33 protein-coding genes are annotated in these 26,341 nt (G+C 71.1%); 20 read left to right on the forward strand and 13 right to left on the reverse strand.

Annotated features, from left to right (window positions below; translation table 11 throughout):
• Positions 1 to 369: 369 nt before the first annotated feature.
• On the forward strand, positions 370 to 612 hold the full coding sequence (locus ABEA43_RS48075) for a hypothetical protein (protein WP_345572801.1): 243 nt from the start codon (positions 370 to 372) through the stop codon (positions 610 to 612).
• A gap of 3 nt (positions 613 to 615) precedes the next feature.
• On the opposite strand, the gene ABEA43_RS48080 is transcribed toward ABEA43_RS48075, so the two are convergent.
• On the reverse strand, positions 616 to 963 hold the full coding sequence (locus tag ABEA43_RS48080) for a DUF1330 domain-containing protein (protein WP_345572802.1): 348 nt from the start codon (positions 961 to 963) through the stop codon (positions 616 to 618).
• A 135-nt stretch (positions 964 to 1,098) separates the two neighbouring features.
• Positions 1,099 to 1,818 (reverse strand): TetR/AcrR family transcriptional regulator, encoded by a 720-nt coding sequence (locus ABEA43_RS48085; protein WP_345572803.1) that lies wholly within the window; start codon positions 1,816 to 1,818, stop codon positions 1,099 to 1,101.
• Between the two features lie 85 nt (positions 1,819 to 1,903).
• On the opposite strand from ABEA43_RS48085, the gene ABEA43_RS48090 reads away from it, so the two are divergent.
• Positions 1,904 to 2,431 (forward strand): DUF1707 SHOCT-like domain-containing protein, encoded by a 528-nt coding sequence (locus ABEA43_RS48090; RefSeq protein WP_345572804.1) that lies wholly within the window; start codon positions 1,904 to 1,906, stop codon positions 2,429 to 2,431.
• 47 nt (positions 2,432 to 2,478) lie between these two features.
• Positions 2,479 to 3,012 (forward strand): hypothetical protein, encoded by a 534-nt coding sequence (locus ABEA43_RS48095; protein ID WP_345572805.1) that lies wholly within the window; start codon positions 2,479 to 2,481, stop codon positions 3,010 to 3,012.
• Positions 3,013 to 3,073: 61 nt separating this feature from the next.
• Here ABEA43_RS48095 and ABEA43_RS48100 read toward each other — a convergent pair whose 3' ends face one another.
• Positions 3,074 to 3,310, reverse strand: coding sequence for a DUF6289 family protein (locus ABEA43_RS48100; RefSeq protein WP_345572806.1), 237 nt, complete (start codon positions 3,308 to 3,310; stop codon positions 3,074 to 3,076).
• Between the two features lie 395 nt (positions 3,311 to 3,705).
• Complete coding sequence (locus ABEA43_RS48105) at positions 3,706 to 4,023, reverse strand: hypothetical protein (protein ID WP_345572807.1); 318 nt, start codon at positions 4,021 to 4,023, stop codon at positions 3,706 to 3,708.
• Positions 4,024 to 4,263: 240 nt separating this feature from the next.
• Between ABEA43_RS48105 and ABEA43_RS48110 the strand changes: the two genes are divergently transcribed.
• Complete coding sequence (locus tag ABEA43_RS48110; RefSeq protein WP_345572808.1) at positions 4,264 to 7,977, forward strand: nSTAND1 domain-containing NTPase; 3,714 nt, start codon at positions 4,264 to 4,266, stop codon at positions 7,975 to 7,977.
• A gap of 10 nt (positions 7,978 to 7,987) precedes the next feature.
• On the opposite strand, the gene ABEA43_RS48115 is transcribed toward ABEA43_RS48110, so the two are convergent.
• Positions 7,988 to 8,593, reverse strand: a complete 606-nt coding sequence (locus ABEA43_RS48115) for a TetR/AcrR family transcriptional regulator C-terminal domain-containing protein (RefSeq protein ID WP_345572809.1) — start codon at positions 8,591 to 8,593, stop codon at positions 7,988 to 7,990.
• 41 nt (positions 8,594 to 8,634) lie between these two features.
• Here ABEA43_RS48115 and ABEA43_RS48120 point away from each other — a divergent pair, with 41 nt between their 5' ends.
• Positions 8,635 to 10,083 carry an FAD-dependent monooxygenase gene (locus ABEA43_RS48120; RefSeq protein ID WP_345572810.1) on the forward strand — a complete coding sequence of 483 codons (1,449 nt, stop codon included), beginning with the start codon at positions 8,635 to 8,637 and terminating at the stop codon, positions 10,081 to 10,083.
• On the opposite strand, the gene ABEA43_RS48125 is transcribed toward ABEA43_RS48120, so the two are convergent.
• On the reverse strand, positions 10,061 to 10,837 hold the full coding sequence (locus tag ABEA43_RS48125) for an LLM class flavin-dependent oxidoreductase (protein ID WP_345572811.1): 777 nt from the start codon (positions 10,835 to 10,837) through the stop codon (positions 10,061 to 10,063). The genes ABEA43_RS48120 and ABEA43_RS48125 overlap by 23 nt on opposite strands.
• Here ABEA43_RS48125 and ABEA43_RS48130 point away from each other — a divergent pair.
• Positions 10,836 to 10,973 (forward strand): hypothetical protein, encoded by a 138-nt coding sequence (locus ABEA43_RS48130; RefSeq protein WP_345572812.1) that lies wholly within the window; start codon positions 10,836 to 10,838, stop codon positions 10,971 to 10,973. The genes ABEA43_RS48125 and ABEA43_RS48130 overlap by 2 nt on opposite strands.
• Positions 10,974 to 11,040: 67 nt before the next feature.
• Positions 11,041 to 11,733, forward strand: coding sequence for a leucine-rich repeat domain-containing protein (locus ABEA43_RS48135; protein ID WP_345572813.1), 693 nt, complete (start codon positions 11,041 to 11,043; stop codon positions 11,731 to 11,733).
• Between the two features lie 33 nt (positions 11,734 to 11,766).
• Here the strand turns inward: ABEA43_RS48135 and ABEA43_RS48140 are convergent, their stop codons facing one another.
• Positions 11,767 to 12,717, reverse strand: a complete 951-nt coding sequence (locus ABEA43_RS48140) for an NADP-dependent oxidoreductase (protein ID WP_345572814.1) — start codon at positions 12,715 to 12,717, stop codon at positions 11,767 to 11,769.
• Positions 12,718 to 12,766: 49 nt separating this feature from the next.
• On the opposite strand from ABEA43_RS48140, the gene ABEA43_RS48145 reads away from it, so the two are divergent.
• Positions 12,767 to 13,381: a TetR/AcrR family transcriptional regulator gene (locus tag ABEA43_RS48145; protein ID WP_345572815.1), complete on the forward strand. Its 615-nt coding sequence runs from the start codon at positions 12,767 to 12,769 to the stop codon at positions 13,379 to 13,381.
• Between the two features lie 48 nt (positions 13,382 to 13,429).
• Here the strand turns inward: ABEA43_RS48145 and ABEA43_RS48150 are convergent, their stop codons facing one another.
• On the reverse strand, positions 13,430 to 14,623 hold the full coding sequence (locus ABEA43_RS48150; protein WP_345572816.1) for an RNA-guided endonuclease InsQ/TnpB family protein: 1,194 nt from the start codon (positions 14,621 to 14,623) through the stop codon (positions 13,430 to 13,432).
• Positions 14,624 to 14,656: 33 nt separating this feature from the next.
• On the opposite strand from ABEA43_RS48150, the gene tnpA reads away from it, so the two are divergent.
• Positions 14,657 to 15,073 (forward strand): IS200/IS605 family transposase, encoded by a 417-nt coding sequence (gene tnpA / locus ABEA43_RS48155; protein WP_345572817.1) that lies wholly within the window; start codon positions 14,657 to 14,659, stop codon positions 15,071 to 15,073.
• A 136-nt stretch (positions 15,074 to 15,209) separates the two neighbouring features.
• On the opposite strand, the gene rox is transcribed toward tnpA, so the two are convergent.
• A complete protein-coding gene (rox, locus tag ABEA43_RS48160; protein WP_345572818.1) occupies positions 15,210 to 16,637 on the reverse strand; it encodes a rifampin monooxygenase in 1,428 nt (475 codons plus the stop codon).
• 253 nt (positions 16,638 to 16,890) lie between these two features.
• On the opposite strand from rox, the gene ABEA43_RS48165 reads away from it, so the two are divergent.
• On the forward strand, positions 16,891 to 17,448 hold the full coding sequence (locus ABEA43_RS48165; protein ID WP_345572819.1) for a DinB family protein: 558 nt from the start codon (positions 16,891 to 16,893) through the stop codon (positions 17,446 to 17,448).
• A gap of 17 nt (positions 17,449 to 17,465) precedes the next feature.
• Here ABEA43_RS48165 and ABEA43_RS48170 read toward each other — a convergent pair whose 3' ends face one another.
• Both ABEA43_RS48170 and ABEA43_RS68350 read right to left on the reverse strand, forming a co-directional pair.
• A complete protein-coding gene (locus ABEA43_RS48170; protein ID WP_345572820.1) occupies positions 17,466 to 17,702 on the reverse strand; it encodes an aromatic-ring hydroxylase C-terminal domain-containing protein in 237 nt (78 codons plus the stop codon).
• On the reverse strand, positions 17,591 to 18,016 hold the full coding sequence (locus ABEA43_RS68350) for an FAD-dependent monooxygenase (RefSeq protein WP_425570537.1): 426 nt from the start codon (positions 18,014 to 18,016) through the stop codon (positions 17,591 to 17,593). Before ABEA43_RS68350 ends, ABEA43_RS48170 begins: the two co-directional genes overlap by 112 nt.
• On the opposite strand from ABEA43_RS68350, the gene ABEA43_RS48175 reads away from it, so the two are divergent.
• Entirely contained in the window at positions 17,917 to 18,582 is a 666-nt protein-coding gene (locus ABEA43_RS48175) for a TetR/AcrR family transcriptional regulator (RefSeq protein ID WP_345572821.1), read from the forward strand. The two genes, ABEA43_RS68350 and ABEA43_RS48175, sit on opposite strands and share 100 nt — an antisense overlap.
• Here the strand turns inward: ABEA43_RS48175 and ABEA43_RS48180 are convergent.
• Positions 18,540 to 19,016 carry a hypothetical protein gene (locus ABEA43_RS48180; protein ID WP_345572822.1) on the reverse strand — a complete coding sequence of 159 codons (477 nt, stop codon included), beginning with the start codon at positions 19,014 to 19,016 and terminating at the stop codon, positions 18,540 to 18,542. The genes ABEA43_RS48175 and ABEA43_RS48180 overlap by 43 nt on opposite strands.
• Positions 19,017 to 19,179: 163 nt before the next feature.
• On the opposite strand from ABEA43_RS48180, the gene ABEA43_RS48185 reads away from it, so the two are divergent.
• Together ABEA43_RS48185 and ABEA43_RS48190 are read left to right on the forward strand one after the other, a co-directional pair.
• Positions 19,180 to 19,779: a hypothetical protein gene (locus tag ABEA43_RS48185; protein WP_345572823.1), complete on the forward strand. Its 600-nt coding sequence runs from the start codon at positions 19,180 to 19,182 to the stop codon at positions 19,777 to 19,779.
• A 70-nt stretch (positions 19,780 to 19,849) separates the two neighbouring features.
• A complete protein-coding gene (locus ABEA43_RS48190; RefSeq protein ID WP_345572824.1) occupies positions 19,850 to 20,677 on the forward strand; it encodes a class I SAM-dependent methyltransferase in 828 nt (275 codons plus the stop codon).
• A 7-nt stretch (positions 20,678 to 20,684) separates the two neighbouring features.
• On the opposite strand, the gene ABEA43_RS48195 is transcribed toward ABEA43_RS48190, so the two are convergent.
• Entirely contained in the window at positions 20,685 to 21,032 is a 348-nt protein-coding gene (locus ABEA43_RS48195; protein WP_345572825.1) for a hypothetical protein, read from the reverse strand.
• A gap of 227 nt (positions 21,033 to 21,259) precedes the next feature.
• Between ABEA43_RS48195 and ABEA43_RS48200 the strand changes: the two genes are divergently transcribed.
• The 7 genes from ABEA43_RS48200 (at position 21,260) to ABEA43_RS48230 (ending at position 26,328) form a co-directional block, all read left to right on the forward strand.
• Entirely contained in the window at positions 21,260 to 21,835 is a 576-nt protein-coding gene (locus ABEA43_RS48200; RefSeq protein ID WP_345572826.1) for an FAD-dependent oxidoreductase, read from the forward strand.
• Positions 21,836 to 21,910: 75 nt separating this feature from the next.
• On the forward strand, positions 21,911 to 22,276 hold the full coding sequence (locus ABEA43_RS48205; protein WP_345572827.1) for a hypothetical protein: 366 nt from the start codon (positions 21,911 to 21,913) through the stop codon (positions 22,274 to 22,276).
• The gene (locus ABEA43_RS48210) at positions 22,273 to 22,848 is read left to right on the forward strand and encodes a hypothetical protein (RefSeq protein ID WP_345572828.1); all 576 of its coding nucleotides are present in this window, start codon (positions 22,273 to 22,275) and stop codon (positions 22,846 to 22,848) included. The genes ABEA43_RS48205 and ABEA43_RS48210 overlap by 4 nt, the downstream gene beginning before the upstream one ends.
• A 122-nt stretch (positions 22,849 to 22,970) precedes the next feature.
• Positions 22,971 to 23,297 carry a hypothetical protein gene (locus ABEA43_RS48215; RefSeq protein WP_345572829.1) on the forward strand — a complete coding sequence of 109 codons (327 nt, stop codon included), beginning with the start codon at positions 22,971 to 22,973 and terminating at the stop codon, positions 23,295 to 23,297.
• 4 nt (positions 23,298 to 23,301) lie between these two features.
• The gene (locus ABEA43_RS48220; protein WP_345572830.1) at positions 23,302 to 24,375 is read left to right on the forward strand and encodes a DUF6745 domain-containing protein; all 1,074 of its coding nucleotides are present in this window, start codon (positions 23,302 to 23,304) and stop codon (positions 24,373 to 24,375) included.
• Positions 24,376 to 24,388: 13 nt separating this feature from the next.
• Positions 24,389 to 25,276 carry an MBL fold metallo-hydrolase gene (locus ABEA43_RS48225; RefSeq protein ID WP_345572831.1) on the forward strand — a complete coding sequence of 296 codons (888 nt, stop codon included), beginning with the start codon at positions 24,389 to 24,391 and terminating at the stop codon, positions 25,274 to 25,276.
• A gap of 104 nt (positions 25,277 to 25,380) precedes the next feature.
• Positions 25,381 to 26,328 carry an NAD(P)-dependent alcohol dehydrogenase gene (locus ABEA43_RS48230; RefSeq protein WP_345572832.1) on the forward strand — a complete coding sequence of 316 codons (948 nt, stop codon included), beginning with the start codon at positions 25,381 to 25,383 and terminating at the stop codon, positions 26,326 to 26,328.
• Positions 26,329 to 26,341: the final 13 nt, after the last annotated feature.

Genomic DNA, 26,341 nt, shown 5'->3' on the forward strand with positions numbered 1-26,341 from the left:
TCGGAGGTCCGCCGTGTGGCCGGCCTGTGCGGGCCGCGTGAGGAGCAGCACCAGGACCAGCACGGCCGCGCCGACGAGGCCGACGACGTTGAAGGCGCCCGTGAAGGCCGCCCGGACGCTTCCCAGGAGCTGAACGGGCCGCCGAGCCGGCCGATCCGCGCGCCGCGGCCCTCCTCGCGGTGGCGCGGGCCTGGCATCAGGGCGGCCTGGAGCCCGCCCGCTCCGCCGTCGGCAGCGCTCGCGAATGCGGCGACCCCGTCGTTCTGCTGGGCGCGCTGGACGTTCTCACCCTCGCGAACGCGCGGGCCGGTCACATGCGCACCGTCCAGGAGATCTGCCAGGAGCGGCTCGCGCTCATCCTCCTCGCCGGTGCTGGCGGCCGTCGCCGCCTTCGCCGACGCCAGGGTCGCCGTGCACACCCGCGATCACGACCAGGCCGCCGCGCTGGTCGAGCGGGCCTTCGCGCCCTTCTCCATCCGCTGGTACGAGGCCGCGGTCGAACGGTGGACGTCGATCGACGCCCGGTTCGAGCGCGCCTGCACGCTGCGCCTGCTGCCCGGCCGGGAGCAGGAGGCCGCCGACGAGCTCCGGGCCATCGGTTGCCGGCCCTGACGGTTACTCGGCGGGCAGGGCGTCCCGCATCGCCTTCGCGGTGGAAGCCGGGTCGTAGCCCTCGGGGACGCCGTCGACCAGGATGATGTCGCCCTCGATGTGCCGGGAGCGCAGCGGCGCGATCTCCTGGTACGCGGGGGAGTCCCACCAGCTCCGCGCCTCGGCGATCCCGGGGAAGCCGATCACCACGACGTGCCCGGGCCAGCGGCCCTCCTTCACCTCGTGCTGCGTGACGTGCACGAGGAAGCGGCCGCCGTACGGCTCGAAGGTGCCGGGAATGCGCTCGATGTACTCGGCGATCTCCGGGTGCGGGGCCGCCTCTTGCAGGTGAGCTATGACGTAGGCGGGCATGGTGTCCTTTCGGCCGGTCGGGCTCCGTACACCGGCGATCATCGCAGGCGGACGCGCCGGGATCGATGACCTGACGGGTAAGCGTTCCCGGCGCGGCTGCTGACCTGCCGCTCCATCCACCGGTCGGTGCACCCGTTAAAGGCCCGCCAGCGCCGCGGCGATGCAGTCGAGGACGCGCTCCAGCCCGTAGCGGAAGTGGTCGTCACGGCTCATGTGCGGGGGGCGCGCCTGTGTCGCGATCTTGGTGAAGATCGGGTATTTGCCGCTGGCGAGCAGTTGCTGGAGGTAGGGGTAGCTGCGCGCCATCCACGCCGACTCGTCGAGCCCGCTGCGGCGGACCTCCTCGGCCCAGCTGACCTCGTCGCGGACGGCGCTCTCGACGTAGCCGTTCAGGATGGCCATGAGGCCGAGGTTCTCGTCGATGGGCACGTGAGCGTCGAGGACTCCCATGACCCGTTCGATCAGGAGCAACTGGTTGGGGCCGTAGCCGGGGAGCGACCGCCGCACGGTGGTGATCCAGGGGTGCCGCAGCCACATCGCCCGCTGCTCGCCGGCGTAGCGCGCCAGGTCCGCGCGCCAGTCGCCGGAGGGCAGTCCCGCGACGTCGATCTCGCCCATCAGCCGGTCGGCCATGAGCACGATGAGGTCGTCGCGGCTCGGGACGTACCGGTAGAGGGACATCGCGCCCGCGCCGATCTCGGCGGCGATCCGCCGCATGGTGGCGGCCTCCAGCCCCTCGGCGTCGGCGATCCGGACCGCCGCCTCGGCGATCTGGGCGCGGCTGTAGGCCGGTTTCGGCCCGCGGGCCGGGTGCTCGGGCCGCATCCAGATGCTCACGTACTCGGCGTCGGTCATGGTTTCACCTCCCAGTTGCGTACATCGTACTCAGTAACTAGTCTGGCGGCACATAACCGCGTACAACGTACCCAGTGGAGGGGTCATGACCGACCGCGACGCGGCCGTGCGGCGCCTGCAGGAGGCGTACGCCGACGGGCACTTCACCCACGAGGAGCTGGACGAACGCCTCCACCAGGTGCTCACCGCCGAGACGGACGGCGAGCTCGCGTCCGCGCTGGCCGCGCTCCCGGAGGAGGCCGCGGGCGCCACGGCCACGATCGCCGCGGTCGGCGGGCGGATCCGGCGGCGCGGCGCTTGGCGGGTGCCTCGGACCCTCAAGGTCGAGTCCGCGCTCGGGAGGGTGCATCTGGACCTGTCCCGTGCGGTCATCGAGCATCCCGTGATCGACATCGAGCTGCGACTCGGCACCGGCGGGGCGGTGATCACGGTGCCTCGCGACGCGATCGTGGACGTCGAGGGCCTGTACGCCGGGTGGAAGGACACGCGCTACAAGACCCGGCGGGGCGCCCGCTCCGGCGGGCCGCGGATCCGGATCTCCGGGGCCATGGGGATGGGGCGGTTGAAGATCCGGCACGCGCGGCGCCGGGGCCCGCAGCCGATCTTCCGGTAACCGGGGTTACCGCGCAGCACGCCGCCCCATGGCTACGATTCCGCCCCATGAAGGGACCCTTATCCATCGCGCTCTTGACCGCCGTGGCCGTCTTCCCCGCCGTCGTGCCCGCGCCCGCCTTCGCGGCGCCCAAGACGTACATGATCAGGAACGTCGGCACGAACACGTGCCTGACGTGGGGCCTGGCCCCGGCCGACAGCGGCGCGAAATACTCCCTGCGCACCTTCCACTGCCAGCCCAGAGGCACCAGGGACGGCTACGTGTGGACCAGGAACTCCCGCTCGGAGCTGCGCAGCCTCTACAGCAAGAACAAACTCTGCGCCGGCCGGCCGAACAAGGACCCGGCCCTGGTGCGGATGGAGCGCTGCGGCATCGACCTCAAGAACCACCGCTTCGCCTTCGTCACGGTGGAGAAGGCGTGGGGAGAGGACCGCATCGTGATCAAGTGGAAGGGGCGGCCGGTGAAGTGGCAGGGTCCGGTCCAGGAGACGTGCCTGCACGCCGGCCTGCGGAACCAGGTCTTCGCCAGCCCGTGCGACCCCGCCAACGGCGACCAGACCTGGACGCTGCGCCCATTGTGATCGAGCACGGTGTGATGCGGCGGCATCCGGCAGGGCCGCGCGCCCTGCCGGATGCCTTCTGTCAGGAGCAGGCGCTCGTCGACCAGTTGAGGTAGCCGGTGACCCGGCCCCAGGTCGAGACCTCGCCACTGCAGAATTCCGTCTTGACCCCGACCAGGTTGGTGCGGGCGGCGTCGGAGAAGAATTGGGAGTTGCACATGTAGCCGGCTCGGCAGGCGGGGAGGGCTTGAGCGGCGGTCGGTACGGTGGCGAGCACGGCGGTGGCCAGGGCCGCGACGGCCAGCACGCGACGGATCATGGATCGTCCTTCCTGATCGCGGGAATGCGGGGGGAATGCCGTAACCGGCGGGTTGGGCGACGAGGGTCCGCTCGGAGAAGGGCCGGTCGGCAGAACGACGAGGGTGGTGGCGGCCTGGGCTGCGCCGACAAGCGCGCGACGGATAATCAATGGTCCTTCCTGAGCACGAAACAGTACGAAAGTCCCGCGACTTCATGGGCGGCCCAGCCGATGATCGAAATGATCCGTCCTGGGCGAAGAAAACGCAAGAGGGGCTCATATTCGACCACGCCCTGTAGAACGACGATCACGCTTATTGTATTTACCGCGACATATCCATTGGCACGTCGGCCGGGCCGGGCGGCGGCTGCTGGCCACCGCCCGGCCCGGCTGATCACGCGGGCCGGCTCGCGACGCTAGTCGGCGTGCAGGTCGGTCTTGCCGTTGCTCGGGTTGTACGTGCAGTAGGTGTCCAGATGGTTGACCTCCCGGAGGCGCACCGCTTTGGCGAGGCAGTCGTAGCAGTTCTCGAAGTTCGGGGGGATCCAGATGCTGCCCGGGTTGGCGTAGGTCCGCAGGTTGCAGCGGTTGGGCGCGAGGAGCGTCGCGGCGCTCGACGCGGACGCGGACGCTGAGGTGGCCGCGGACGCGGGGGTGTACATGGTCACCGTGAAGGCCGTGGCCAACAGGGCGGAGGTGAGGAGCCCCAGTCCTCTGGCTGCTGGAATTTTCATGCTTTCCTCCCGTGAACGTTGGTTCGCGGATCGACCGCGATACCGGCGTTGGACCCTCCCAGTACTAGCCGCCGCCAGAGTTGTCCAGTTCGCGGCGTTCTCGTGGACAAACAACGGCTGGCGCGCCTGACCTGTCGTCCCTGCATAGACGGTGGCGGGGATTTGTCCGGGACCTCTGATTTGGCGGGCAGTTTCGCGGAATCAAGCAATTCGGTATGGTTCGTCCAGCGAGTTCGCGATGTGCTGGACAAACAAACCGGGGACGACATGGGGCGCCCTGAACGCCGCTTGGACTCCGAGGCGGGACCGGTCCAGCGGTTCGCGCACGAGTTGCGCGCTCTGCGTGATTCCGCGGGCCGGCCGAGTTACCGCGAGCTGGCCCGGCGCGCGCATTATTCGGTCACCGCGCTGTCCGACGCCGCGGGCGGGGAAAGGCTGCCGTCCAAGGCCGTCACGCTCGCGTACGTCCAGGCCTGCGGCGGCGATGTGGCGGCGTGGGAGACGCGCTGGCACCAGGTCACGGCCGAGCTGGGCGAGGCCGCCGGGAGCGATGACGGCGGGCGGTCACCGTATCTGGGGCTCACCACGTTCGAGCCGCACGATGCCGCCCTGTTTTTCGGTCGTGCGGAAATAGTCGGGGAGCTGTGCGAACGGCTGGCCGATTCGCCATTCGTCGCGGTATTCGGCGCGTCCGGAAGTGGCAAGTCGTCGATATTACGGGCCGGCCTGCTGCCCGCGGTGTGGAACGGCGTCGTCGCCGGCGGCGGCACGTGGCGGACCATCCTGCTGACTCCGGGACGGCATCCCGTGGAGGAGCTGGCCGTGCAGCTCGGCAACGCGGTCGGCCTGTCCGCCGGCTCCGTCCAGGCCGATCTGGCCAGGCAGCCCGCCACGGTGAACCTGGTCGCGCGCCAGATCCTCGCCGCGCGTTCTGCGGAGTGTGTGCTGATCATGGTCGACCAGTTCGAGGAGGTCTTCACGCTCTGCCCCGACGAGCGGGAGCGGGCCGCGTTCATCGGCTGCCTCGTCGAGGCCGCGGCCGGACAGGACGCCTCGGTACGGGTGGTGCTCGGCGTACGGGCGGACTTCTTCGCCCGCTGCGCGCAGTACCCGGCGCTGGTCGCGGCCCTGCGCGACCGGCAGGTGCTGATCGGCCCGATGGAGGCCGCAGGACTGCGGGCGGTCATCCGCGAACCCGCCGCCAGCGCCGGCGTGAAGGTCGAGGCGGCGCTGGTCGAGGCGATCATCGCCGACGCCGAAGGCGAACCGGGCGCGCTGCCGCTGGTCTCACACGCGCTCTACGAGACATGGAAGCGGCGCACCGGCGACACGATGACACTCGCGGCCTACCGCCGCGCCGGAGGAGTGCGCGGCGCCATCGCCCAGTCGGCCGAGCGGGTGTACGAGGCGCTCGACGCCGACGCGCGAACGTGGGTGCGCAACATCTTCCTGCGCCTGACCGCGCTGGGGCAGGGCACCGAGGACACCCGCCGCAGGGTGGCCAGGAACGAGCTGACCGGGGAGAACGTGCTGGCCGAGCTCGTGGCGAGCCGGCTGGTGATCACGAACGAGGACACGGTCGAAGTCGCGCACGAGGCGTTGATCCGATCGTGGCCGCGGCTGCGCGCCTGGCTGGCGGAGGACCGCGAGCACCTGCTCACGCACAGGCGGCTGACCGACAACGCCATCGAATGGGAGCGTCACGGCCGCGATGACGGCGTGCTGTACCGCGGTGCCCGGCTGGCGGCATGGGAGGGCCTGGACACCGGCGCGCTGAACCAGCTGGAGCTGGACTTCCTGGAGGCCGGCCGGCGGCGCGCGGCGGCGAAGCGGCTGACGGCCAGGCGCAGGACCCGGCTCGCGGTGGCCGCCCTCGTGACGGCCGTGGTGACGCTGACCGTGCTCACGATCGTCGCGCTCGACCAGGCCGGCCGGGCGGCGGCCGAACAGCGGCTGGCCTTCACCCGCCAGCTCGTGGCCGACGCCCGCGCGCAGCTGTACCTCGATCCCGAGCTCGCGCTGCTGCTGGCCGGACGCGCGTACGCGATCCGGGCCGGCGAGGAGACCGAGGCCGTCCTGCGGCAGGCCACGCTGGAATCCCGGGTCCGGTTCGTCGTCGCCGGCCACGACGGAATGATCAGCGGCGTCTCCTACAGCCCGGACGGGCGGCACGTCGCCACGAGCGGCCGGGACGGTGCGATCCAGGTCTGGCGCAGGGAACCCGACGGCGCACTGCACGATCCGGCCGTGCTCAAGGGCCACGTGAGCGACGTGTGGAGCCCGGTCTTCAGCCCGGACGGCAAGCTGCTCGCCGCGGCCGGCATCGACGGCGCGGTCACGCTGTGGGACTGGGCGTCCGGCAGGAAACCGCTGACGTTCACCGGCCACGAGGGCAAGGTGTGGAGCGTGGCGTTCAGCCCGCGCGGGGACCGCGTGGCCAGCGCCGGCGACGACGGGACGATCCGGTTCTGGAACGTCGGCGGGACACCGGGGCCCGTGCTGCGGGGCCACGACGAGCGCACGCTGGGCGTGGCGTTCAGCCCCGACGGACGGCGGCTGGCCAGCAGCAGCGGCGACCGTACCATCCGGATCTGGGACCTGGCCGGAAGTCGGCCGCCGGTCGTGCTGCGCGGCCACCAGGACTCCGTGGAGGCCGTCGCGTTCAGCCCGGACGGGCGGAACCTCGCCACCGCCAGCACCGACGGCACCGTCCGGGTGTGGAACCCCCGTGCTCCCGGCGAATCGCTCGTGCTCGGCAGCCACGACGGCACCGCGGAAGGCATCGGCTACAGCCATGACGGCCGCCGGATCCTGAGCACCGGCAACGACGGGATCGTCCGGATCTGGGACGCGACACGACGTTCGCGGCCCCTGCTCCTGCGCGGCCACCGCGGCACGGTGACCGCCGCCGCGTTCAGCCGGGACGGCCGCGAGCTGGCGAGTGCCAGCGAGGACGGCACCGCCCGGATCTGGGACGCGACCGAGGTCGGGGGCCCGACGATCCTGCGCGGTCACGAAGGCGCCGCATGGAGCGCGGTCACCGGGCGGGACGGCCGGGTCGCCAGCGTGGGCGCCGACGGCACCGTGCGGATCTGGGACGCGCCCCGCCCGCTCGTCCTGCGCGCTCATGAGGGCGACAGCGTCGGCGTCGCCTTCAGCCCCGACGGCCGCCGGATCGCCAGCACCGGCCGGCTGGACCACCTGGTCAAGGTGCAGGACCTCACGGCGAAGGGCGAACCGGTCGTGTTCCGCGGCCACACGGAGCCGGTGTGGACCGCCTCCTTCAGCCCGGACGGCCGGCGCGTGGCCACCGCCTCGAACGACGGCACGGTCCGGATCTGGAGCATGACCGGCGAACCCGCCGTCGTCCTGCGCGGCAACCAGGGCTCGGTCAGGGGAGCGGCGTTCAGCCCGGACGGCGCCCGGGTCGCCGGCGCGGGCGCGGACGGCACCGTCCGCGTCTGGAACGCCTCGGGCGCCGGAGATCCCGTGATCCTGCCCGGTCACCGCGGAATGGTGTGGACCGTGGCCTTCTCGCCGGACGGCAAGCTGCTCGCCAGCGGGGGGAACGACGGCTCCGTCCGCATCTGGCCGCTGGACGGGGGAGGCGACGCCGTGGTGCTCAACGGCCACCAGGGCATCGTCTGGAACGTGGCCTTCAGCCCGGACGGCAAACTGCTGGCGACCACCGGCAACGACGCCACCACCCGCGTCTGGAAGACCACGGGAACCAGCGAGCCCCTGGTGGTGCAGGGCTTCGGCGCCTCGGTCGAGACCGCGGCGTTCGCCTCCGCGGACCGGCTGGTCAGCACCCACGACGACGGGACGGTCCGGGTCTGGTCGTGCCAGGTCTGCGGTCCGATGCGGGAGGTGCTCCGGACGGCGGCCAAGCGGGTGACCAGAGACCTGACGGACCAGGAACGGGTCAAATACCTGCACGAAACCACCGGGTGACAGGTGCGCCTCAGGCGAGGATGCGGTCGAGGCCGTCCTCGAAGCGTTCACCGAAGGTGCCGTCCGTGAGGTGTTCGAGGGCTTGCCGCAGGGCGGGGAGGGGACCGGCGGCCACGGCGGCGCGCAGCCGGGCTTCGTCGGCCTCCGCCAGCCCCTGCTCCTCCTGCGTGAGCCCGAGCGTGAAGTACACCATCGCGGTCAGCGTCCACGCCGCCTCCCGCGGCGTCGCCCCGTCGTCGAGCAGGGCCGCGATGACCGCGTCCGAGAAGCGCAGGGTGGCGGGCTCGGCGGCGTAGGTGCCGGCCACGAGCGCGGCTCCGTCGCGATGTCCGAGCAGCGCGCCGCGATAGCGCCGCATCAGCTCCCTGACCTGCTGCGGCGCCGGCTCCGGCAGGCCGTCCAGGGAGATCTCGGCGGCAATCGCGTCGGCCATCAGCTCCAGCAGCCTGGCCTTGGTCTTGACGTGCCAGAGCACGGTGTTCATGCGCACCCCGAGCAGGCCCGCGACCGCGCGCATGGTGACGGCCTCCAGCCCTTGCCCGTCCAGCAGCCGCAGGGCCGCTGCCACGACGGCGCCGGGGTCCAGGCGAGAGGTTGTGGTTTGCGTATTGGTCACTGACCTAGTTTACTCTTGGTCAGCGACCAAGGAGGTTGGAGATGGATCCTGTCATCATCGTCGGCGCCGGGCCGACGGGACTGTGGCTGGCGGCCGAGCTGCGGCTGCACGACGTACCGGTGACCGTGCTGGAGACCCGCGAGGAACGGAACCCGCACTCCAAGGCGATCACCATCCACCCCAGGACACTCGAACTGCTGGCCATGCGCGGGATCGCCGGCCGTTTCGTCTCGGCCGGGACGCGGATCCCGACGGGGCACTTCGGCTCGCTGTCCCAGCGCATGGACTTCGGCGTCCTGGACACCGCGTACCCGTTCACGCTGTTCCTGCCGCAGGTCCACACGGAGGAGCTGCTGGAGGAGCACGCGACGGCGCTGGGCGCGACCGTGCTGCGCGGCCACCGTGTCACCGGGCTGGAGCAGGCCGCGGACGCGGTGACCGTACTGGTGGCGGGCCCGGACAGGCCGTACTCCCTGCGCGCCTCCTACGTCGCCGGCTGTGACGGGACGCGCAGCACGGTCAGGCGGGCGGCCGGGATCGGCTTCCCCGGGAGCGAGGCCACGGTCTGGGGCTGGCTGGGCGACGTCGTCCTCGACGAGCCTCCCGCCGGGCCGCTGAGCGTGTCAGGGCCGGAGGGAGGCGTGATGGCGTTGCCCCTGCCCGGCGGGGTGCACCGGTTCGTCGGCATGACCGTCGACGACCTGCGTTCCGACCGTCCCGGCGAGCTGACGCTGGAGGAGGTGCGCGCCAAGGTCGTACGCGTGCTCGGCCGCGACTTCGGCATGCGCGATCCGCGATGGTTGTCCCGGTTCGGCAACGCCGCCCGTCAGGCCACCGACTATCGCCGGGGCCGGATCCTGCTGGCCGGGGACGCCGCGCACATGCACTTCCCCGCCGGCGGCGTGGGGCTGAACGTCGGCCTCCAGGACGCCGCCAACCTCGGCTGGAAACTGGCCGCCACCGTACGCGGGACCGCGCCCGCCGGCCTGCTCGACACGTACCACGCCGAACGCCATCCGGTCGGCGCCGAGCTGCTCCGGCACACCCAGGCGCAGACGGCGCTCTTGACGGCCTTCTCCGACGACGGGCAGGCGTTGCGCGCGCTGCTCAGCTCGCTCATCGCCGAGGTGCCCGAGCTGTCGCGGACGCTGGCCGAGCGGCTGGCCGCGCTCGACGTCCGCTACGACCCACCGGACCCGGGGACGGCCCACCCGCTGACCGGGACCCGCGCCCCGGACCTGGCCTTCGCCGACGATGACCGCACGCTGTACGCGCTGATGCGGACGGGCCGGCACGTCCTCCTCGACCTGACCGACGACGCTCCGCTTGAGGACAGCGCTCCGCCTGAGGGAGGTGCCACGTCCTGGAACGCCGACCGCCATCGCGTCCGGCTCGCCGACCCGGCCGGGGCGTGGGCGACGGCGCGTGCCGTGCTGATACGCCCGGACGGGCACGTCGCCTGGGCCGTCAGCGCGGCGGCCCGGCGGTGATGGTCGCGAGGGCCTCCGCGGTCCCGCCGCGCCACCAGCCCATCGCCTCCACCCACCACGTCATGCCGGCCGCCGCGTACGCGTCCACGAGGCCGTCCGCGGCGCGCCCCTCCAGCGCGATGTCGTACCCGTCCAGCGATCCCCGCTCCGCCGCCAGGAACTCGACCACCTGGGCGAACTCCGCGACCGGCACCGGCCGCTCCTGCCCGTAACGGTGGAAGGTCGGCATCGCCCCGTCCCACCTGGCCGCCCGCCGGAACCCCGCCCGGGTCGGCCATCGTCCCGGGCACCAGATCGGGATCCGCGGCTGCTGGACCGGCGCCGGCGGCAGCTGCTTCCAGAGCCGCGTCAGATCCTCCAGAGCGCCGTCCAGCTTGGCGGCGCGCACCTTCAGATCGGGGTCCTCGCCGAAGTCGGCGTACTCGGCGTCCATCGATCCCAGACCGGCGCCGAAGACCAGCCGCCCGCCGGACAGCCGGTCCAGCGTCGCGGTCTCCTTGGCCACCATCTGGGTCCGCCGCCGCGGCAACGCCGCCATCAGCACACCCACGCGGATGCGGTCGGTGCGCGCCGCGATGCCCGACAGCACCACCGTGGGGCTCACGACCGGCCAGTCCGGATCATGGTAGAGGAGGTGATCCCACACGAAGACCCCGTCCCAGCCGTGCTCCTCGGCGGCGACGGCCAGCTCGATCAGCAGTGAGGGATCTCCGAACTCGCCGACATTCGGCAGCCCAACGGCATAGCGCACCATGAGCCCAGGCTATGTCGCGCCGCCGCCGATCTTCGAGGAGCTTCCGGACACCGGCGTTTCCGCCTCGGGTCAGCCGCGCAGAGCGAGCAACGCCGCCCCGACCTCCATCGCCAGGCGCCAGGCGGGCCGGTGGTGAGCTCCCGGCGGCCTCCTCCATTCTGATCTTTGTCGGTAGCCTGGCGTGATTCTCCGAGGAGGCATCGATGGCGGCAGAAGCCGACAAGCGGATAAACGACGCGTTACGCACCAGCGCTCCCGTCCTGGACCTCTCCGCCCTGAAGCTCCGCACCCTGCCCGAAACGCTGGCGGGGCTCACCTCGCTCACGCACCTCCGCCTGAATTTCAACGAGCTCGGCGAATTACCGGAATGGCTGGGCACGCTCACCTCGCTCACCCAGCTCGAATTGGCCGGCAACCGCCTCCACGAGCTCCCCGAATCCCTGCTCCGCCTTGGCGCTCTCCAGGAACTCGGCCTGGCCGGTCACCGCCTGAAGGAATTGCCCGAGTGGTCAAGCGGCCTCCATTCGCTGACCAGCCTGGATCTTTCCGATGGTGAGCTGGAGGAGCTGCCTGAGTGGATGGGAAACCTCACCTCCCTCAGAATGCTCGACGTCCACGGCAACAACCTCAGCGAGCTGCCCGATTCACTCGGGAGCCTCGCCTCGCTCACCCGGCTCGATGTGGCCGGCAACCCCATCAGCGAGTTGCCGGACTCACTGGCCACCCTCCACGCCCTCGCCGAACTCGACCTCACCGACACGTACCTGAGCAAGCTGCCGAAATGGCTGAAGAAGCTTCCCTCGCTCGAACGGATCGATCTGAACGGGGACGACTTCGACAAGATCCCCAAGTGGGCCGCCCACCTGGTCGTGGATGGTGCTGATTTCCCCGCCTAGCGTGCCGGCACCCGAGCAGCGAGACCCGGCTGGTCAGTTCACCAGCACGATCTTCCCGCGGGCGTGACGGCTCTCGCTCAGCTCGTGCGCGGCCGCGGCCTCGGTGAGCGGGAACGCCGCCGCGACCGGTACCCGCAGCCGGCCCTGCCCGGCGAGCTCGACCGCGATGCCGAGGCCGTGCACCGCCAGCGGGTCGGCGGCTCCGACGGCCGCCGCCGTGTCGCCGGCCGGCGCACCGTGCGACAGGTGCACGCCGAGGGCCGCCGCGGTGAGGTCGGGAGCGATGGTCACCACGCGCGCCGGGCTCCCGGCGATGGCGATCAGGTCGGGCAGCGCCCCTCCCGCGCAGTCGAACACCGCGTCCACCCCGCCCGGCGCCAGCGCGCGGACCCGTTCGGCCAGACCCGCCCCGTACGTCGTCGGCTCCGCGCCGAGCGAGCGCAGGAAGCCGTGGTTGTGCTCCCCGGCCGTGCCGATGACGGTGGCGCCACGGGCGACCGCGAGCTGCACGGCGACCGTGCCCACCCCGCCGGCCGCACCCTGCACCAGCACGGTTCGCCCGGCGCCGACCGCGAGCCGGTCGAGCACCCGGGTGGCCGTCTCGACGCTGCCCGCGGCGCCACCGGCCTCCTCCCAGCTCCACGCGGCCGGTTTCGGCGCCCAGGCGACCAGGACCGCGTGATCGGCGTTGGCGCCGCGCGCGGTCGTCGCGGTCATGCCGAACACCTCGTCGCCCGCCCCCACCCCCGTGACGCCGTCGCCGACCTCGTCCACGACGCCCGCGGCGTCGAACCCGGTCCGGTACGGGAACGTCACCGGCACCACGTCACGCATCCTCCCTGAGCGGATGGACGTCTCACCCGCCGACAATCCGGACGCCCGGACGGCGATGCGGATCGTCCCCGGCCCCGCATGCGGCTCCTCGACCTCGGCGACCTGCACCACGGCGGCCGGGCCGTACTCGGAAAACTGAACAGCTCTCATGCGCCGCACCGTAACGGAACACCCCGTCCGTTTGGCTAAAGTGAGAGCGGTGACGGCCGAAGTGAGTCAGAAGCTGCGCTCGGACGCCCGCGACAACCGCGCGCGCATCCTCGCGGTCGCCCGCGCGGCCTTCGCCGCCGAGGGCCTCGACGTGCCGATCCGGGAGATCGCCCGGCGCGCGCAGGTCGGCGCGGCCACCGTCTACCGGCACTTTCCCACCAAGGAAGCGCTGCTCAGCGAGGTCTTCGCCGAGCCGATGGCCATGTGCTCGGCGGTCGTCGAGGAGGGGCTGGCGGAGGACGACCCGTGGCGCGGGTTCTGCCTGGTGATCGAGAAGCTCATGGAGGTGCACGCCCTCGACCGGGGTCTCTCCGGCGCGTTCACCTCACGGCTGCCGTACTTCACCGCGGACCGCGACCGGACGATCCGGCTGCTGCTCCAGCTCATCCGGCGGGCGAAGGAGGCGGGTGACCTGCGGGCGGACTTCGTCCTGGAGGACTTCATCCTGGCGCTGATGGCGAACGAGGGCATCCGCGCCGAGTCACCCGAGCAGCGGGCGGCGGCGTCGCGCCGGTTCGCGGCCCTGATGATCCAGTCGTTCCGCGCCGACCCCGTCCGCGCGCCGCTCCCGCCGGCGGTCCGGCTGCTGCCGGTCCTTCATTGACGCGCTCCCCGGCGTATAGGCCGAGGATTCTGGCCTGTGCCGCGCCGTTCATGCGGCGGCACTTCCACGGCTTCCTGCTTCATCGGCCTGTGCCACCGCGAGCGATGGTCTTACCCGGCCTCCACAGGCGTTTAACCTCTCCGCCCGTCCAGCGGCGAGGATGTTGATCGCGGCGTTGACGTCCCGGTCGTGGTGTGCCCCACACGAGCAGTCCCACTCCCGAACCGCCGGCGGCATCTGCCCGGCGAGTGTCCCGCAGGCCGAGCAGAGCTTGGAGGAAGGGAAGAACCGGTCGATCCTGGCGAACGTCCGCCCGTACAGTTTCGCTTTGTACTCCAGCATGGCGGTGAACGCCGACCAGCCCGCGTCGTGGACGCTCTTGGCCAGCCGGGTGCGGGCCAGTCCGTTGACCGCCAGGTCTTCCACGAAGATCGCTTGGTTTTCGCGAACCATCCGGGTGGATTCCTGGTGGTGGAACTCGCGCCGCGCGTCGGCGACCCTGGCATGCTGGCGGGCGACCTTGATCCGGGCCTTAGCCCGGTTGGATGATCCCTTCTGCTTCCGGCTCAACGCCTTCTGCAGCGCGCCAAGTTTCTTCTCCGCCCGGCGCAGGAACCGCGGGGAGTCGATCTTCCGGCCGTCGGCCAGCACCGCGAAGTGCCCGAGCCCAAGGTCGATCCCGGTCTCGCTCTCCACCGGCGGCAACGGCTGCCGGTCGACCTCGACCACGAACGAGGCGAAGTACCGGCCCGCCGCATCCTTGATCACCGTCACGCTGGACGGGACCGACGGCAGGCGGCGCGACCAGCGCACCGCGATGTCGCCGATCTTCGGCAAGGTCAGTTTCTCCCCCACCTTGAACCGGGCGTTCCTGGTGAACCGGATCGCCTGCCGGTTGTCTTTGCGGGACCGGAACCGAGGCGCGGCGATCTTCGGCCCCTTCCGCCTCCCACGGAGACTGGCGAAGAAGTTGCGGTAGGCCATGCAGGCGTCAGCCAGGGCCTGCTGGAGCACGACCGCCGACACCTCGCCAAGCCACACCCGATCCGGGCGCTGCTTGGCCTCGGTGATGACGTGCTTGGACAGCTCCCCGTCACTGATGAACGGCAGGCCGTCCGCGTGCGCTTGACGACGGGCCGCGAGCGCGTCGTTGAACACCACCCGCGCGCACCCGAACGCCCGCGCCAGCGCGATCCGCTGGCCCGGGGTCGGGTCCAGCCGGAAGGAGTAACGAAGCTGCACGACCGCATCCTACAGTTGGCCTATGGATGGCCTATGGACGAATACAGCGGAATCAGGACCGGCAGACACTGCGTTTTCCTCCGCCACGCCCATGTGGTTTTCGTGACAAAGTTCCGGCACCGCGTCTTCACCGGCACCCACCTGACCCGCATGGAAGAGATCATGAGATCCGTGTGCGCCGGCTTCGAAACCCAGCTGAGCGAGTTCAACGGCGAGAACAACCACGTCCACCTGCTGGTCGGCTTCCCACCCAAGATCGCCCTCTCCAAGCTGGTCAACAGCCTCAACGGAGTGTCATCACGGCGGATGCGCCAGGAATTCCCCGAACTCGCCCGCCACTACTATCGGGCGAGCAAGCTGTGGTCGGGCTCCTCCTTCGCCGGGTCGCTGGGCGGCCCTCCGATCAGTGTCCTCCGCCAGTACATCGAACAGCAGAACCAGCCCATCTGAACCCGTGGACACCGATTCGCCTGGCGGCGGATCGGCTGTTCCTGTCCCGCTACGCGGGCTGGTCGGCTTCACCCCCGGCGTGAACGCCGGAGCACTGCCGACGAATCTGGTAGCGCCTCGGCACCCACAGGTGCTCTCAGCCGGCGGCCGCGCCGAACCACTGCGGCAGCCGTTCGAGCAGCTCCTGCTGATCGTCGCCGACCCACGCCACATGGCCGTCCGGCCGCAGCAGCGCCGCGGGCACGTCCAGCTCGTCGCTGACGTCGACGACGTGGTCGATCCGATCCGCCCAGCCCGCCACCGAGAGCTTGCCGGTCTGGTCGAGCAGCAGCCCGCGGCCGCCGCGCATCAGCTCGTAGAGCCGCCCGCGCTGCAGCTGGATGTCCCGCATCCGCCGGCCGAGCAGGTCAGGTCCGTCGCCGAAGTCGTAACGGATCCCGATCGCGGTGATCTTCTCGATCAGGAATCGGGTCACCTCCTCGAAGTCCATCAGCTCGGCCAGCATCCGGCGCACCGCCTGGGGACCCGGCTCCAGGGACATCAGCTCGGCCTGCGCGCGGGTGTTGTCCAGCACGTCGGCCGCCACCGGGCGCCGTTCGGTCTGATAGCTGTCCAGCAGCCCTTCCGGCGCCCAGCCGCCGATCTCGGCGGCCAGTTTCCAGCCCAGGTTGAACGCGTCCTGGACGCCGAGGTTGAGCCCCTGCCCGCCCAGCGGTGCGTGGACGTGCGCGGCGTCGCCGGCCAGCAGCACCCGGCCGGCCCGGTAGCGCTCGGCCAGCCGGGTGGCGTCGCCGAACCGCGACAGCCAGCGCGGTGAGTGCACGCCGAAGTCGGTGCCGGCGAACACCCGCAGCCGCTGTCTGACCTCGTCGAGGGTCGGCGGGACCGCGCGGTCCTCGGCCACCTTCTCGGCGGGCACGACCAGGCGGAACACCCCCTCTCCTATCGGCCCGACGCCGAACCCGCGATGGGTCTTGCGGATCTCCGCGACGACGGCGGTGATCGTCGCGGGGTCCTCGGTCGCCTCCATCTCGCCCAGCAGCCACTCGTTCTGGGCGGGCTCGCCGGGGAAGCCGATGCCGAGCAGCTTCCGTACCGTGCTGCGGCCGCCGTCGCAGCCGACGAGGTAGCGCGAGCGCAGGCGGGTGCCGTCGGCCAGCTCGGCGGTCACCCCCTGGTCGTCCTGGCTCAGCCCGACGAGCTCGGCGCCGCGCCGGAGCTCGGTGCCTAGCTCGACGGCGTGCTCGGCCAGCAGGCGGTCGGTGATGTTCTGCGGGATGCCGAGGAGGTACCCATGCGCGGTGTCCATGCGGTCAGGCTGCGGCTTGTCGATGCCGGCGAAGTGCCCACGGAGTGGGTATCTGGTCCCTTGCTCGAGGAATCGCTCCAGCAGGCCGCGCTGGTCCATCACCTCGATGCTGCGTACGTGCAGGCCGAGCGAGCGGACGATTCTGGCCGGCTCCGCGTCCTTTTCCAGCACGAGCGCCTGTACGCCCTGCAGCCGCAATTCAGCGGCCAGCATCAATCCGGTCGGCCCGCCGCCGGCGATGATCACGTCAATCATGAACCCCCCAGTGCATTTCGGCGGAGCACACCCGCGAGCAGGTCCCTCGCGGACCCCTGAGCTCCGCGGATTGCGGCTCCGGCCGGAAATTCTGCAACACGACCCCGGTCTTGCCGCAAGCCCCCCGGTGCGCTATATGTTGAGAGTGGCAGGGAGTGACAAGCTCTCTGCCTTTTGCTTTTGCCGCCCGGTGACCATTCGGCGGATTAAAACCGATGGCGGAGCGGGCATTTCGTCGGCCAGGATGACCAGGATGAGTGAGCAACCTGATCGATGGACCAAGGCGACCGTCTACGCGGACATGTGGGCTGACCCGGATGACGATCCCCGCAACAGCGACGGAGCCGCTCCGGACGGCGAGCTCCCGACGCTGCGGGACTTCCTGTCGAGCTATCGGCTGACGCTTCTGATGAAGTGCGAGGGCCTGGACCCGGAGCAGCTGGCTCGCCGGTCGGTGCCGCCCTCGACCATGTCACTCCTCGGCCTGCTCCGCCATCTCGCCGAAGTCGAACGCGACTGGAGCAACTGGATCACGTCGGAGGATCAGCTGCCGAGCCTGTACGGCAAGGGCGGTGACTTCGAAGGGGCCGTCGCCGAGCAGACGGTGGTCGACGCCGCCTACGCCGACCTGGCCCGTGAGCAGGCCGCGCTGGACGCCATGCTGGCCGGGCACGAGGACCTGGGCGAGCATGTGGGGAAAGAGAACATCGCCGTCAGGGAGTTGCTCGTTCACATGATCGAGGAATACGCCAGGCACTGCGGGCACGCCGACCTGCTGCGCGAATGCGTCGACGGCCGCGTCGGTCAGTGACGGATCGGGCAGCCGGTTCAGCCCGGGCTGAACCGGCGGGTGAGCGCGGATTTCAGGCTGCCGGGGTCCGCGCCCGCCCAGGCGACGTTGCCGTCGGGCCGGATGAGCATCGCGGGCGCGGGGGCGTCATCGGCGGTCGCGGTCACCCGGCGCACGAGGTCGTTCCAGGGCTCCGCGGTGGCGGCGAGGTCGTTCCCGCCGGTGAGGTCCACGAGCAGGGGGCGGGCGTCGCGCAGGAGCTCGGCGAGGCGCATCCGTCCGAACGGCGGGCCACGACGTCGACCTGGTCCTCGGTCTGGCCGAAGGACAGCACTTCCCAGTCTCGCCGGACGTCCGCACCGAGCTCCGCCGCGCGCTCGCTGAGCACCCGTTCAAGATCGCGCTGGTTGATACATCGGGTTCTGCTCGCCGAGCACGCGCAGCGGCAGCGGGAGGCCGCCGAATGGGTCGCCGCGATAAGATACGCAAGTGGATCGCAAGCATGAGCAGAGCCCGAGGGAGCTGCATGGCGGCGGAGCGTCCCGTCGGCGCGGCTCCGCGCTCGAGGACGCGATCCTCGACGCCGCATGGGACGTGCTGGTCGAGCACGGCTACCACGGCTTCACCTACGAAGCGGTCGCCGCCCGCGCCGGCACGAGCCGTCCCGTGCTCTACCGGCGCTGGCAACAGCGCGACGAGCTGTTGCTGGCCACGCTCACCAGGTTCTGGCAGCCGATCGCGGTGCCCGACACCGGCAGCCTCCGCGACGACGCGATCGGCTTCCTGCACAACGCGAACGCCGACCGCGCGGGCACGATCACGTTGATGAGCGTGCAGCTCGTGGACTACTTCCGCGACACCGGCACCAGCTTCAGCGAGCTACGCGACACCCTGGTCCCACCGGGCCAGGCGAGCCCGTTCGAGATGATCGTCGCCCGCGCGGTCGAGCGCGGCGAGCTGCCCGACGTGCCGCGCTCGTCCCGCATGGTGAACCTGCCGTTCGACCTGTTGCGCCACGACATGCTCACGACGATGCGCGCGGTCCCGGCCGAGTCGATCGGCGAGATCGTGGACGACGTGTGGCTGCCGCTGCTGGGGAGCACGGCTCCGGCTCAGTCGCAGGCCACGCCGCTCAGGTCGAGCCGGCCGTTGTAGTCGTCGCCGGGCCCGGTGTGGTCGCCGTGCTTGGCGTGGATGCTCACGCAGATGTTCTTGCCGTACACCTTGACCGGGCCGGCGTGGTACTTGAACCGGCCGGCGTCCTTGTCGTAGTTGTTCTTGTAGTTGTCCTCGGCCCACCTGGAGTTGTACATCTCCAGGTACATGGGCGTCTTCTCGCCGTACCTCTGGTGGCCGGAGCGCTTGGCCAGCACGGCGCAGTTCCACCCGGTGCGGGCGTTGTAGAAGAGCTTGACGTCGCTGATGTAGTACGTGCCGCCGTTGAGCTTGTCCTTCATCGGCACCTTCCAGCTGCCGACCTGCGCGCCGCTGCAGCCGTAGGCCGCGGCGTCCGCCGCCGGTGGGACGGCCAGGTGCAGGCCCATGGCGGCGACCCCGGCCAGGGAAACGGTCAGCGTCTTCTTCAGCATGGCTAAACCCCCGATTGGTACGAATTTCCGCAAAGTCCCTAACCGCTCCCCACGGGGGGCCTAACCACCCGCACGCCGGTCGTTACCTTTTCGTAATCGAGAGTCTCGTCAGACATGACAAGGTCTGTAGGGTCGCGGCGTGGACTGCGGAGGAAAGCTACGGATGCGCATGAAGAGCCGGCAGGCGCTGGCCGGGATGTTGGTGTTGTTGTCGGTGACGGCCTGTGGTGGGGAGGATCCAACGGTCGCGCGGGCGAGCCCCGCCCCGTCGGCATCGAAGCCGAGCGCCACCCCGGCGAAGGGCTACTCGTACGAACTCCGCAAGAGCGACATTTCCTGGAACGGCACCGGAGACCCATACAACGACCTGGTCGAGCTGGACGACGGACGGCGGGTCGCCATGCACTACCGGCGCGGCAGCGGTCTGTACGAGCAGCACTCCGACCCGCAGGGCAACGGCTGGACGCGGCCGCACCTGATCTACGGCACGAAGACCGAGGCCTGCCAGGGCGTCCACCTGAAGGCCTTCGGCGAAACGGTCACGGCCGTGGCGGACTTCGGCGTCTACTGCTCGGACGGCGAGCCGCCGATGGAGTCCATCGCGGCCGTGGCCTCGGGGGACCTGCGCACGTGGGACCACCACCTGACGAGAAGCTTCGACGGCTGGGAACGGGTCTCGGCGGGGGACGGCGGCAAGGAGATCATCTTCCGGCGTGGCTCCTCCACGTTGCAATGGAGCAGGACCGGCGGCTTCCCGAGGTGAGCGATCGCCGGGGCGTTCCCGGCTCGGGGCGGGTTGAGGCGCGGACGCTACGGGACGACGGGAGCGGACAGTGAGCCAGGGAACGGGTGGAGCGGGTCTGCCCGGCAGGGTGCGGGAGCTCGCGGCGTCGTTCCAGGACCCCGATGTGGTCGCCGCCTATGTCCATCGGCCGCCGTACCCGGCCGAGGTGTTCGACATCCTTGAATCCCTCATGGCCGGCGGGCCGCGCCGGGTCCTGGACCTCGGAGCCGGCGAGGGAGCGCTGGCCAGGCCCTTGGCCGCTCGGGTCGATCACGTCGACGCGGTGGAGATCTCGCCGGCGATGGTCGCGGCGGGCCGATCGCGGCCGGGCGGCGATCGGCCCAACCTGAGCTGGCACGTCGAGGCGGCCGAGACCATGAGCGTGCGCGGCCCGTACGCGCTGGTCACCGCCGGGGCGAGCCTGCACTGGATGGACTGGGAACCGACGCTGGCCCGCGCCGCCGGCCTTCTGGCGCCCGGCGCATTCGTGGCCATCGTCGACCAGCACCACCTTCAGCTGGAGTGGCGCGACGCGCTCCGCGAGGTGATCGTCCGGCATTCCCGGAATCCGGGCTACGATCCCGCGTTCTCGCTGCCGGACGAGCTGAGCCGGCTGGGGTTGTTCGAGATCCGCGGACGGCGCGAAACCGCGCCCACGGTGTTCCGCCAGCCGATGGACGACTACATCGAGCACTTCCACTCGACCGCTTCCCTCGCCCGCGCCCTGATGCCGCCGCAGGAGGCCGCCGAGTTCCGCGCGGAGGTCGAGGACGTGGTCGGTGAGCACCGGGACGCCAACGGCGAGCTGGTCCTGCGAACCGCGGCTTCGATCGTCTGGGGGCTGGTCGTCCCGCAGCAGCCGGCCGGGCAACCGTAGGACGCCGTCAGCCCGTGCCGGGATGGACGGTGGTCCAGCCGTGTTCGAGCAGGGCGAAGATCGCTTCGGCGGCTTGCCCGGGGGCGGGGTGGCCGTGGATGAGGTGGGCGGCTTCGAGGGCGAACCGCGCGAAGGCGGCGCAGGTGAGGTCGTCCTCGGGGACGCCGGCCTCCGCGGCGAGGGCGGCTTCGTGGCGTGGCCACATGCGGCGGGCGTAGTCGCGGAGGGCCGGGGTGCTCTCGATCATGCTGGTGACGGCGGCGGTGTGGGGGAAGGCCGCGACGTCGATCGCTCGCGCGAGGATGTGCTCGCGCAGGGCGTGCGGAATGGACCGGCCGGCCTCACGGTCGCGCACCGCGGCGACCAGCTCGGCCTCGATGCCGTCGTCGAGGTCGAAGACCAGGGCTTCCTTGCTGGGGAAGTACGCGAACAGGGTGCGCCACCGCGGACGTCGACCTCGTCATCGGCGCCGACGGCGCCTGGTCCCGGGTCCGGCCCGCCGTCTCGGACGCCGTCCCGCGCTACACGGGCGCCACGATCCTCGACTAGGCCGACGTACGCCACCCCGGCCTCGCCCGCTGGGTGGGGCCCGGCACGCTGGCGGCGCGAGCCGACGGGAAAGTGATCTCGGCCCAGCGCAACAGCGGCGCCCACATCCGCATCTACGCCGCCTTCGACGCACCGGCCGACTGGTACGTCACCGCCGGCCTCGACCTCGGCGACACGGCGGCGGTGTGCGAGCATCTGCGCGGCGTGTTCGCCGGCTGGCACCCCATGGTCCTCGACCTCTTCCGCGGCAACGACAGCGGATTCGTCAACCGGCCCCTGCACGTCCTGCCGGCCGGGCACACCTGGGACCACGTCCCGGGCATCACCCTGCTCGGCGACGCCGCCCACCTCATGCCGCCGTTCGGCATCGGCGCCAACCTCGCCCTGATCGACGGCAGCGACCTGGCCACCGCCATCGCCACCCACCCCGGCCTCGCCGCGGCCACCATCGCGTACGAGAAGGTCATGCTGCCCCGGGCGGCGGCGGCCGCAGAAGCCTGCGCGGAGCTGATGGACACCCTGGCCCAGAACACCACCACCGACGTCGACAGCGTGCGACGCGACCTCAACGACCGTATCCGCCGAGCTCAGGCCGCCATTCAGGGATAAACGCATTCGCGACGTGGTCTTGCGCCATGATGGGGGCGGGCCTGCCACGAGAAGCGCGACGACGAGGGGGCGCCTATGCGGCGTCTGCGTGAATGGGTGCGCCGGGAGCCTGTCTGGGCGGGCGTATGCCTGACCGTTCAGCCGCCGCCGACGCCACGTGAGAGCGCGGAACGGGAAACAGAGCCCGCGACGTCGGTGCCCAAAGCACTGGTGGGCCGATGGAGCGGCGGAGGCAAGCAGCGCGCCGATGACGATTTCACGCATCAGGTGGACGTCACTCTGACGGCCGGTGCGGAGTTCACCCTGAGTTTCGGCGGGGGAGCCCGGCTTCGGCGGATCGCCGGTGCGGCCCATTCGCACTCGCTCTTGAGAGGGATGCGCCGGATCGCCCATGGCGGCGATGTGCGGGACACCCCGGAGAGCCGACGATCTACCTCATGAACTTGCGCTCCCCTTTCATCGCCGCACCCCTGCTCGTGCTCGCCTACGGCGTGATCCGCATCCTCGACGGCCTCGATGGCAGCCGTGGCCCCGGCCTGGCGTGGACCACCGGCCATCTGGCGTTCATCGCGGCTCTCGTCCTGTTCGTCCCCATCTTCTGGCGTATGCGGCGCATGGCCGGGCGCGACACGGTGTCCACCGTCAGCGCGGTGGCCGGGACCGCCGGCGTCGTGGTGCTGCTGGCGCAGTTCGGGATCGACATCGCGGTCGGGTTCCTGTCCGCCGACCACGCGGCCATGGGCGTGCTGTTCGACCAGGTCCAGGCGGTTCCCGGGGTGCGGTTCGCGGTCTACGACGTCCTCCCGTTCCTGTTCTACGTGGGCCAGGTCGCGCTCGTCGCCCGGCTCGCGGCCCTGCGCCTCGTCAAGTGGTGGACGCCTGTCCTGGTCCTGCTCGACATGGTCCTGCCCTTCGCCGACAAGAACCTCATCCCGCTCGGCGCCCTCTGCCTGCTCGTCTCGTTCCTGCCGTTCGCCCGCCGGACCGCGGTGCCGGAGGCCGTCCTCGTATGACGGCGGCGACTCGCCTCCGGCGCCCGGCCCGGACGAAACTGGGGAGCAGAGCGCTCGCGATGGCTTGCGTCTCACTGGTGGTGGCGGGATGCAGCACGTCGGAGTGGCGGGACGTCAAGAACGTGACGCTGTCACCCGATGGGCGGACGCTGACTGTGCGGGTCCTGTTCAGCCGCCCTCCTTCGAGTCCCGAGCCGTGCGAGCGCGTGGCCGGCACCATGGTGGAGGAGTCCGCGTCCACGGTCGTCATCGGTGTTCTCGTCGATGAGGACATCTGCGACCGGCCGTGGCCATGGGAAGAGCCGACGATGTACGAGACGTTGGCCGCGTATGCGCATCCGGTGCGACTCCGGTTGAAGGCACCGCTGGGTGGCCGGGTCGTGGTGAATGCCGAGAAAACTGTCGCGGTGAAATCGGATGTCCCGTCGCCGGGGTCGCTGCCAGAATGATCATATGAGCGACAAGGTGCCCCGCCTCACGAAGCTCTCCGCCGAACACCTCGCGATCCTGTCGGAGACGCGGGAGAAGTGGCGGCACGTCCCGGAGGCCACCGGCCCGGCCGATCGGGAGCAGGCGGAAGCGGGTGTCGCCGACGCCTACCGGCTGGCCGGGCTGCCCGAACCCGGCCAGATCGAATGGGCCGATTCCCCGATGGCCGCCACCATCGCCATGACCCGCCATCAGGAGGACGAGGTCAGCCGCGAGGTCCAGGCCGTGGGCGGCTGGCCGGAGTGGCGCGACCTCTGGGAGACGACCTGGTGGAAGATCTCCGAGGCGGTCGAGACACCGCTGCGGACCGGAAAGCGCCTCGGCGAGGTGATCAAGGACGAGGTGTACGAGCTGCTCACCACGGTCCGCTGGAAGGACCTCGGCCTGCCGAAGAAGGCGCACCGGCCGTCGGAAGTGGGGATGCTGCAGGACGGGGCCATCCTGGGCCAGCACGACGTGGCGCGGCTGGCCATGCAGGAGTCGTTCCGCGGCCTCGGGCTGATCGACGCGCCGCCGGCCGACGGGCTGGCACGCGTCGCCCGCAGCGCCGGATGGTGGTGGGCGCTGCGCGGCGTCGCCGTACTGACGGAACGGCCTGTCGAGCTGCACCTCGACGAGTACGGCCGGCCGCACAACGCGCACGGGCCCGCGGTGGTCTATCCGGACGGGTTCGGGGTGCACGTGTGGAAGGGCACCCGGGTGCCCGCGCACGTCATCACCGGCCAGGTCACCGGCGCCCAATGGCGGGCCGAGCCGCGCGGCCAGGTGCGGCTGATCATCGCTGAGCGCATGGGCTACCGGTGGCTGCTGAAACAGGTCCCGAAGACCAGGGTGGGCGCACGGCTGTGGCGCGTCACGGACCCCGGCAGCAGCGGCTACGGAGTGAGCAGGTCGTGGGTGATGCCCGAGGACATCTGGCTGCTGGAGACGGAGGACGGGCCGCGCCGCGTCCCGCCGGACGTCAAGAACGCGGAGGCCGCCGCCGCATGGCTGCGCAGGTCAGACGCGGACTACCGCCCGCCGACCCCGAGCTGCTGAGGAAGACGTGATCATGATTCCGTCCCGGTTGGAGCGCAAGCACCCGTTCCGCCAGTGGAAGACCTGGACGATGCCGGGCGGGCTGACGCTCACCGGATACTCGCGGGCCAACGACAAGACGTTCTTCCACGTACCGGAGCTGAAAGTGGCGCTGGACGCCGGGCTCGTGGAAGGCCGTCAGGTCGACACGGTCCTGCTCACGCACACCCACCTCGACCACTCCAAGGACCTCGACTTCCTGGCGACCAGGCCCACCGGGGTGGACATCTACGCGCCCGCGCAGGCGGTCGGCTACGTACGCGACTACCTGCGCGCCACGACGGCGCTGAACCAGACCGCCGCCTTCGACCCGGCCCAGGCCGAGGGCGTGCGGGTGCACGGGGTGCGCCCGGAGGAGGAGTTCGCCATCGGCAAGGGCGGCTCGCACACGGTCCGGGTGGTCGCCACGGAGCACAAGGTGCCCAGCGTCGGCTACTGCGTCGCGGAGAACCGGCGGGCGCTGGCCCCCGAGTACGCCTCGCTCAAGGAGAGCTTGAGCCCGGCGGAGTTCGGGCGGCTGCTCGCCCGGGAACGCGCGGACGGCCGCGAGGTGGAGCGGCCGGTCCGGCGGCCGCTGTTCGCCTATCTGGGCGACACCCACGCCGACGCGCTGCCGCGCACGCCCTGGCTGACCGACTATCCGGTGATCATCACCGAGTGCACGTACCTGGACGACGCGGAGCTGGACCGGGGCCGGCGCGTGGGGCACACGGTGTGGAGCGAGCTGCGGCCGTTCGTGGTGGCGCATCCGGACCACCTGTTCGTGCTGACCCACTTCAGCCTGCGCCACTCGGAGGAGGACGTGATCACGTTCTTCGAGAAGGAGGACCTGGCCAACGTCCTGGTGTGGGCGGTCAGGTGAGCGGGGGCCCTGCCACGGCCGCAAGCGAGACGAAGTCATCGGCAGTTTTCTCACTTCGCGCGAAGGGGATGACCTCGTCCGATTTCGGCTGCTAGAAGTGCGGCATGGCTCCCACTTCGATGCTGCTTGCGACCTATGACCGGTACGGTCCTCCTGAGGTCCTGTCCGTGACCACCGGGCCCGTCCCGCGACCGCGCCCCGGCGAGATCCTGGTACGGGTGCGGGCGGTGTCCGTCAACGGCGGCGAGCTGGCGATGCGTGCCGGGCGGCTGCGCCCGTTCAGCGGCAGGCGGTTCCCGAAGCGCGTGGGGATCGATCTGGTCGGCGAGGTCGTCGCGCCCGAGACCGGCAGGTTCGCGGCGGGCGACCTGGTCTGGGGGGCGCTGGGCCGGCGGATGGGGTCGGCCGCGGAGTACGTCGCGGTGCGGGCCGAGCTGCTCGATCACGTCCCCGCCGGGCTCGACGCGGTGCAGGCCGCCGCGCTGCCTGCCGGGACGACGGCGATCACCGCGCTGCGTGACCTGGCCGCGCTCGCGCCCGGCGAGCGGCTGCTGGTCCGGGGCGCGACCGGCGGTGTCGGGTACGTCGCCGTGCAGCTCGGCAAGGCGATGGGGGCGCACGTCACCGGGCTGGCCGGCGCGGCCAACCTGGACCTGGTACGCGAGCTCGGCGCGGACGAGGCGATCGACTACCGCGCGCCCGGGAACCTGGGCCGTTTCGACGTCATCCTCGACACCGTCGGCACCGGCCTGCCCGCCTTCCGCCGGTTGCTCGGCCGGCGCGGGCGGATGGTCGCGATCGCGTTCGATCCCGGCCGTCCGGTCAGCTCGCTGGGCTATATCGCGGCACACGCGCCGCGCCGCCGCCGCTGGGTCCGCTTCTTCAGCGGCAACCCGACCGCCTCGCTGTTCGCCGAGCTCGGCCGCTGGGTCGCGGCCGGGGCGATCCGCCCGCAGGTCGACCGGGTGTTCCCGCTGGCCGACGTCGCCGCCGCGCACCGTGCGCTGGAGCAGGGCGGCGTACGGGGCAAGATCGTCATCGAGGTGCCCTGAGCGAACGTCATCG

Origin of the sequence: Nonomuraea rosea (assembly GCF_039539705.1) — a bacterium.
Taxonomy (GTDB): domain Bacteria; phylum Actinomycetota; class Actinomycetes; order Streptosporangiales; family Streptosporangiaceae; genus Nonomuraea; species Nonomuraea rosea.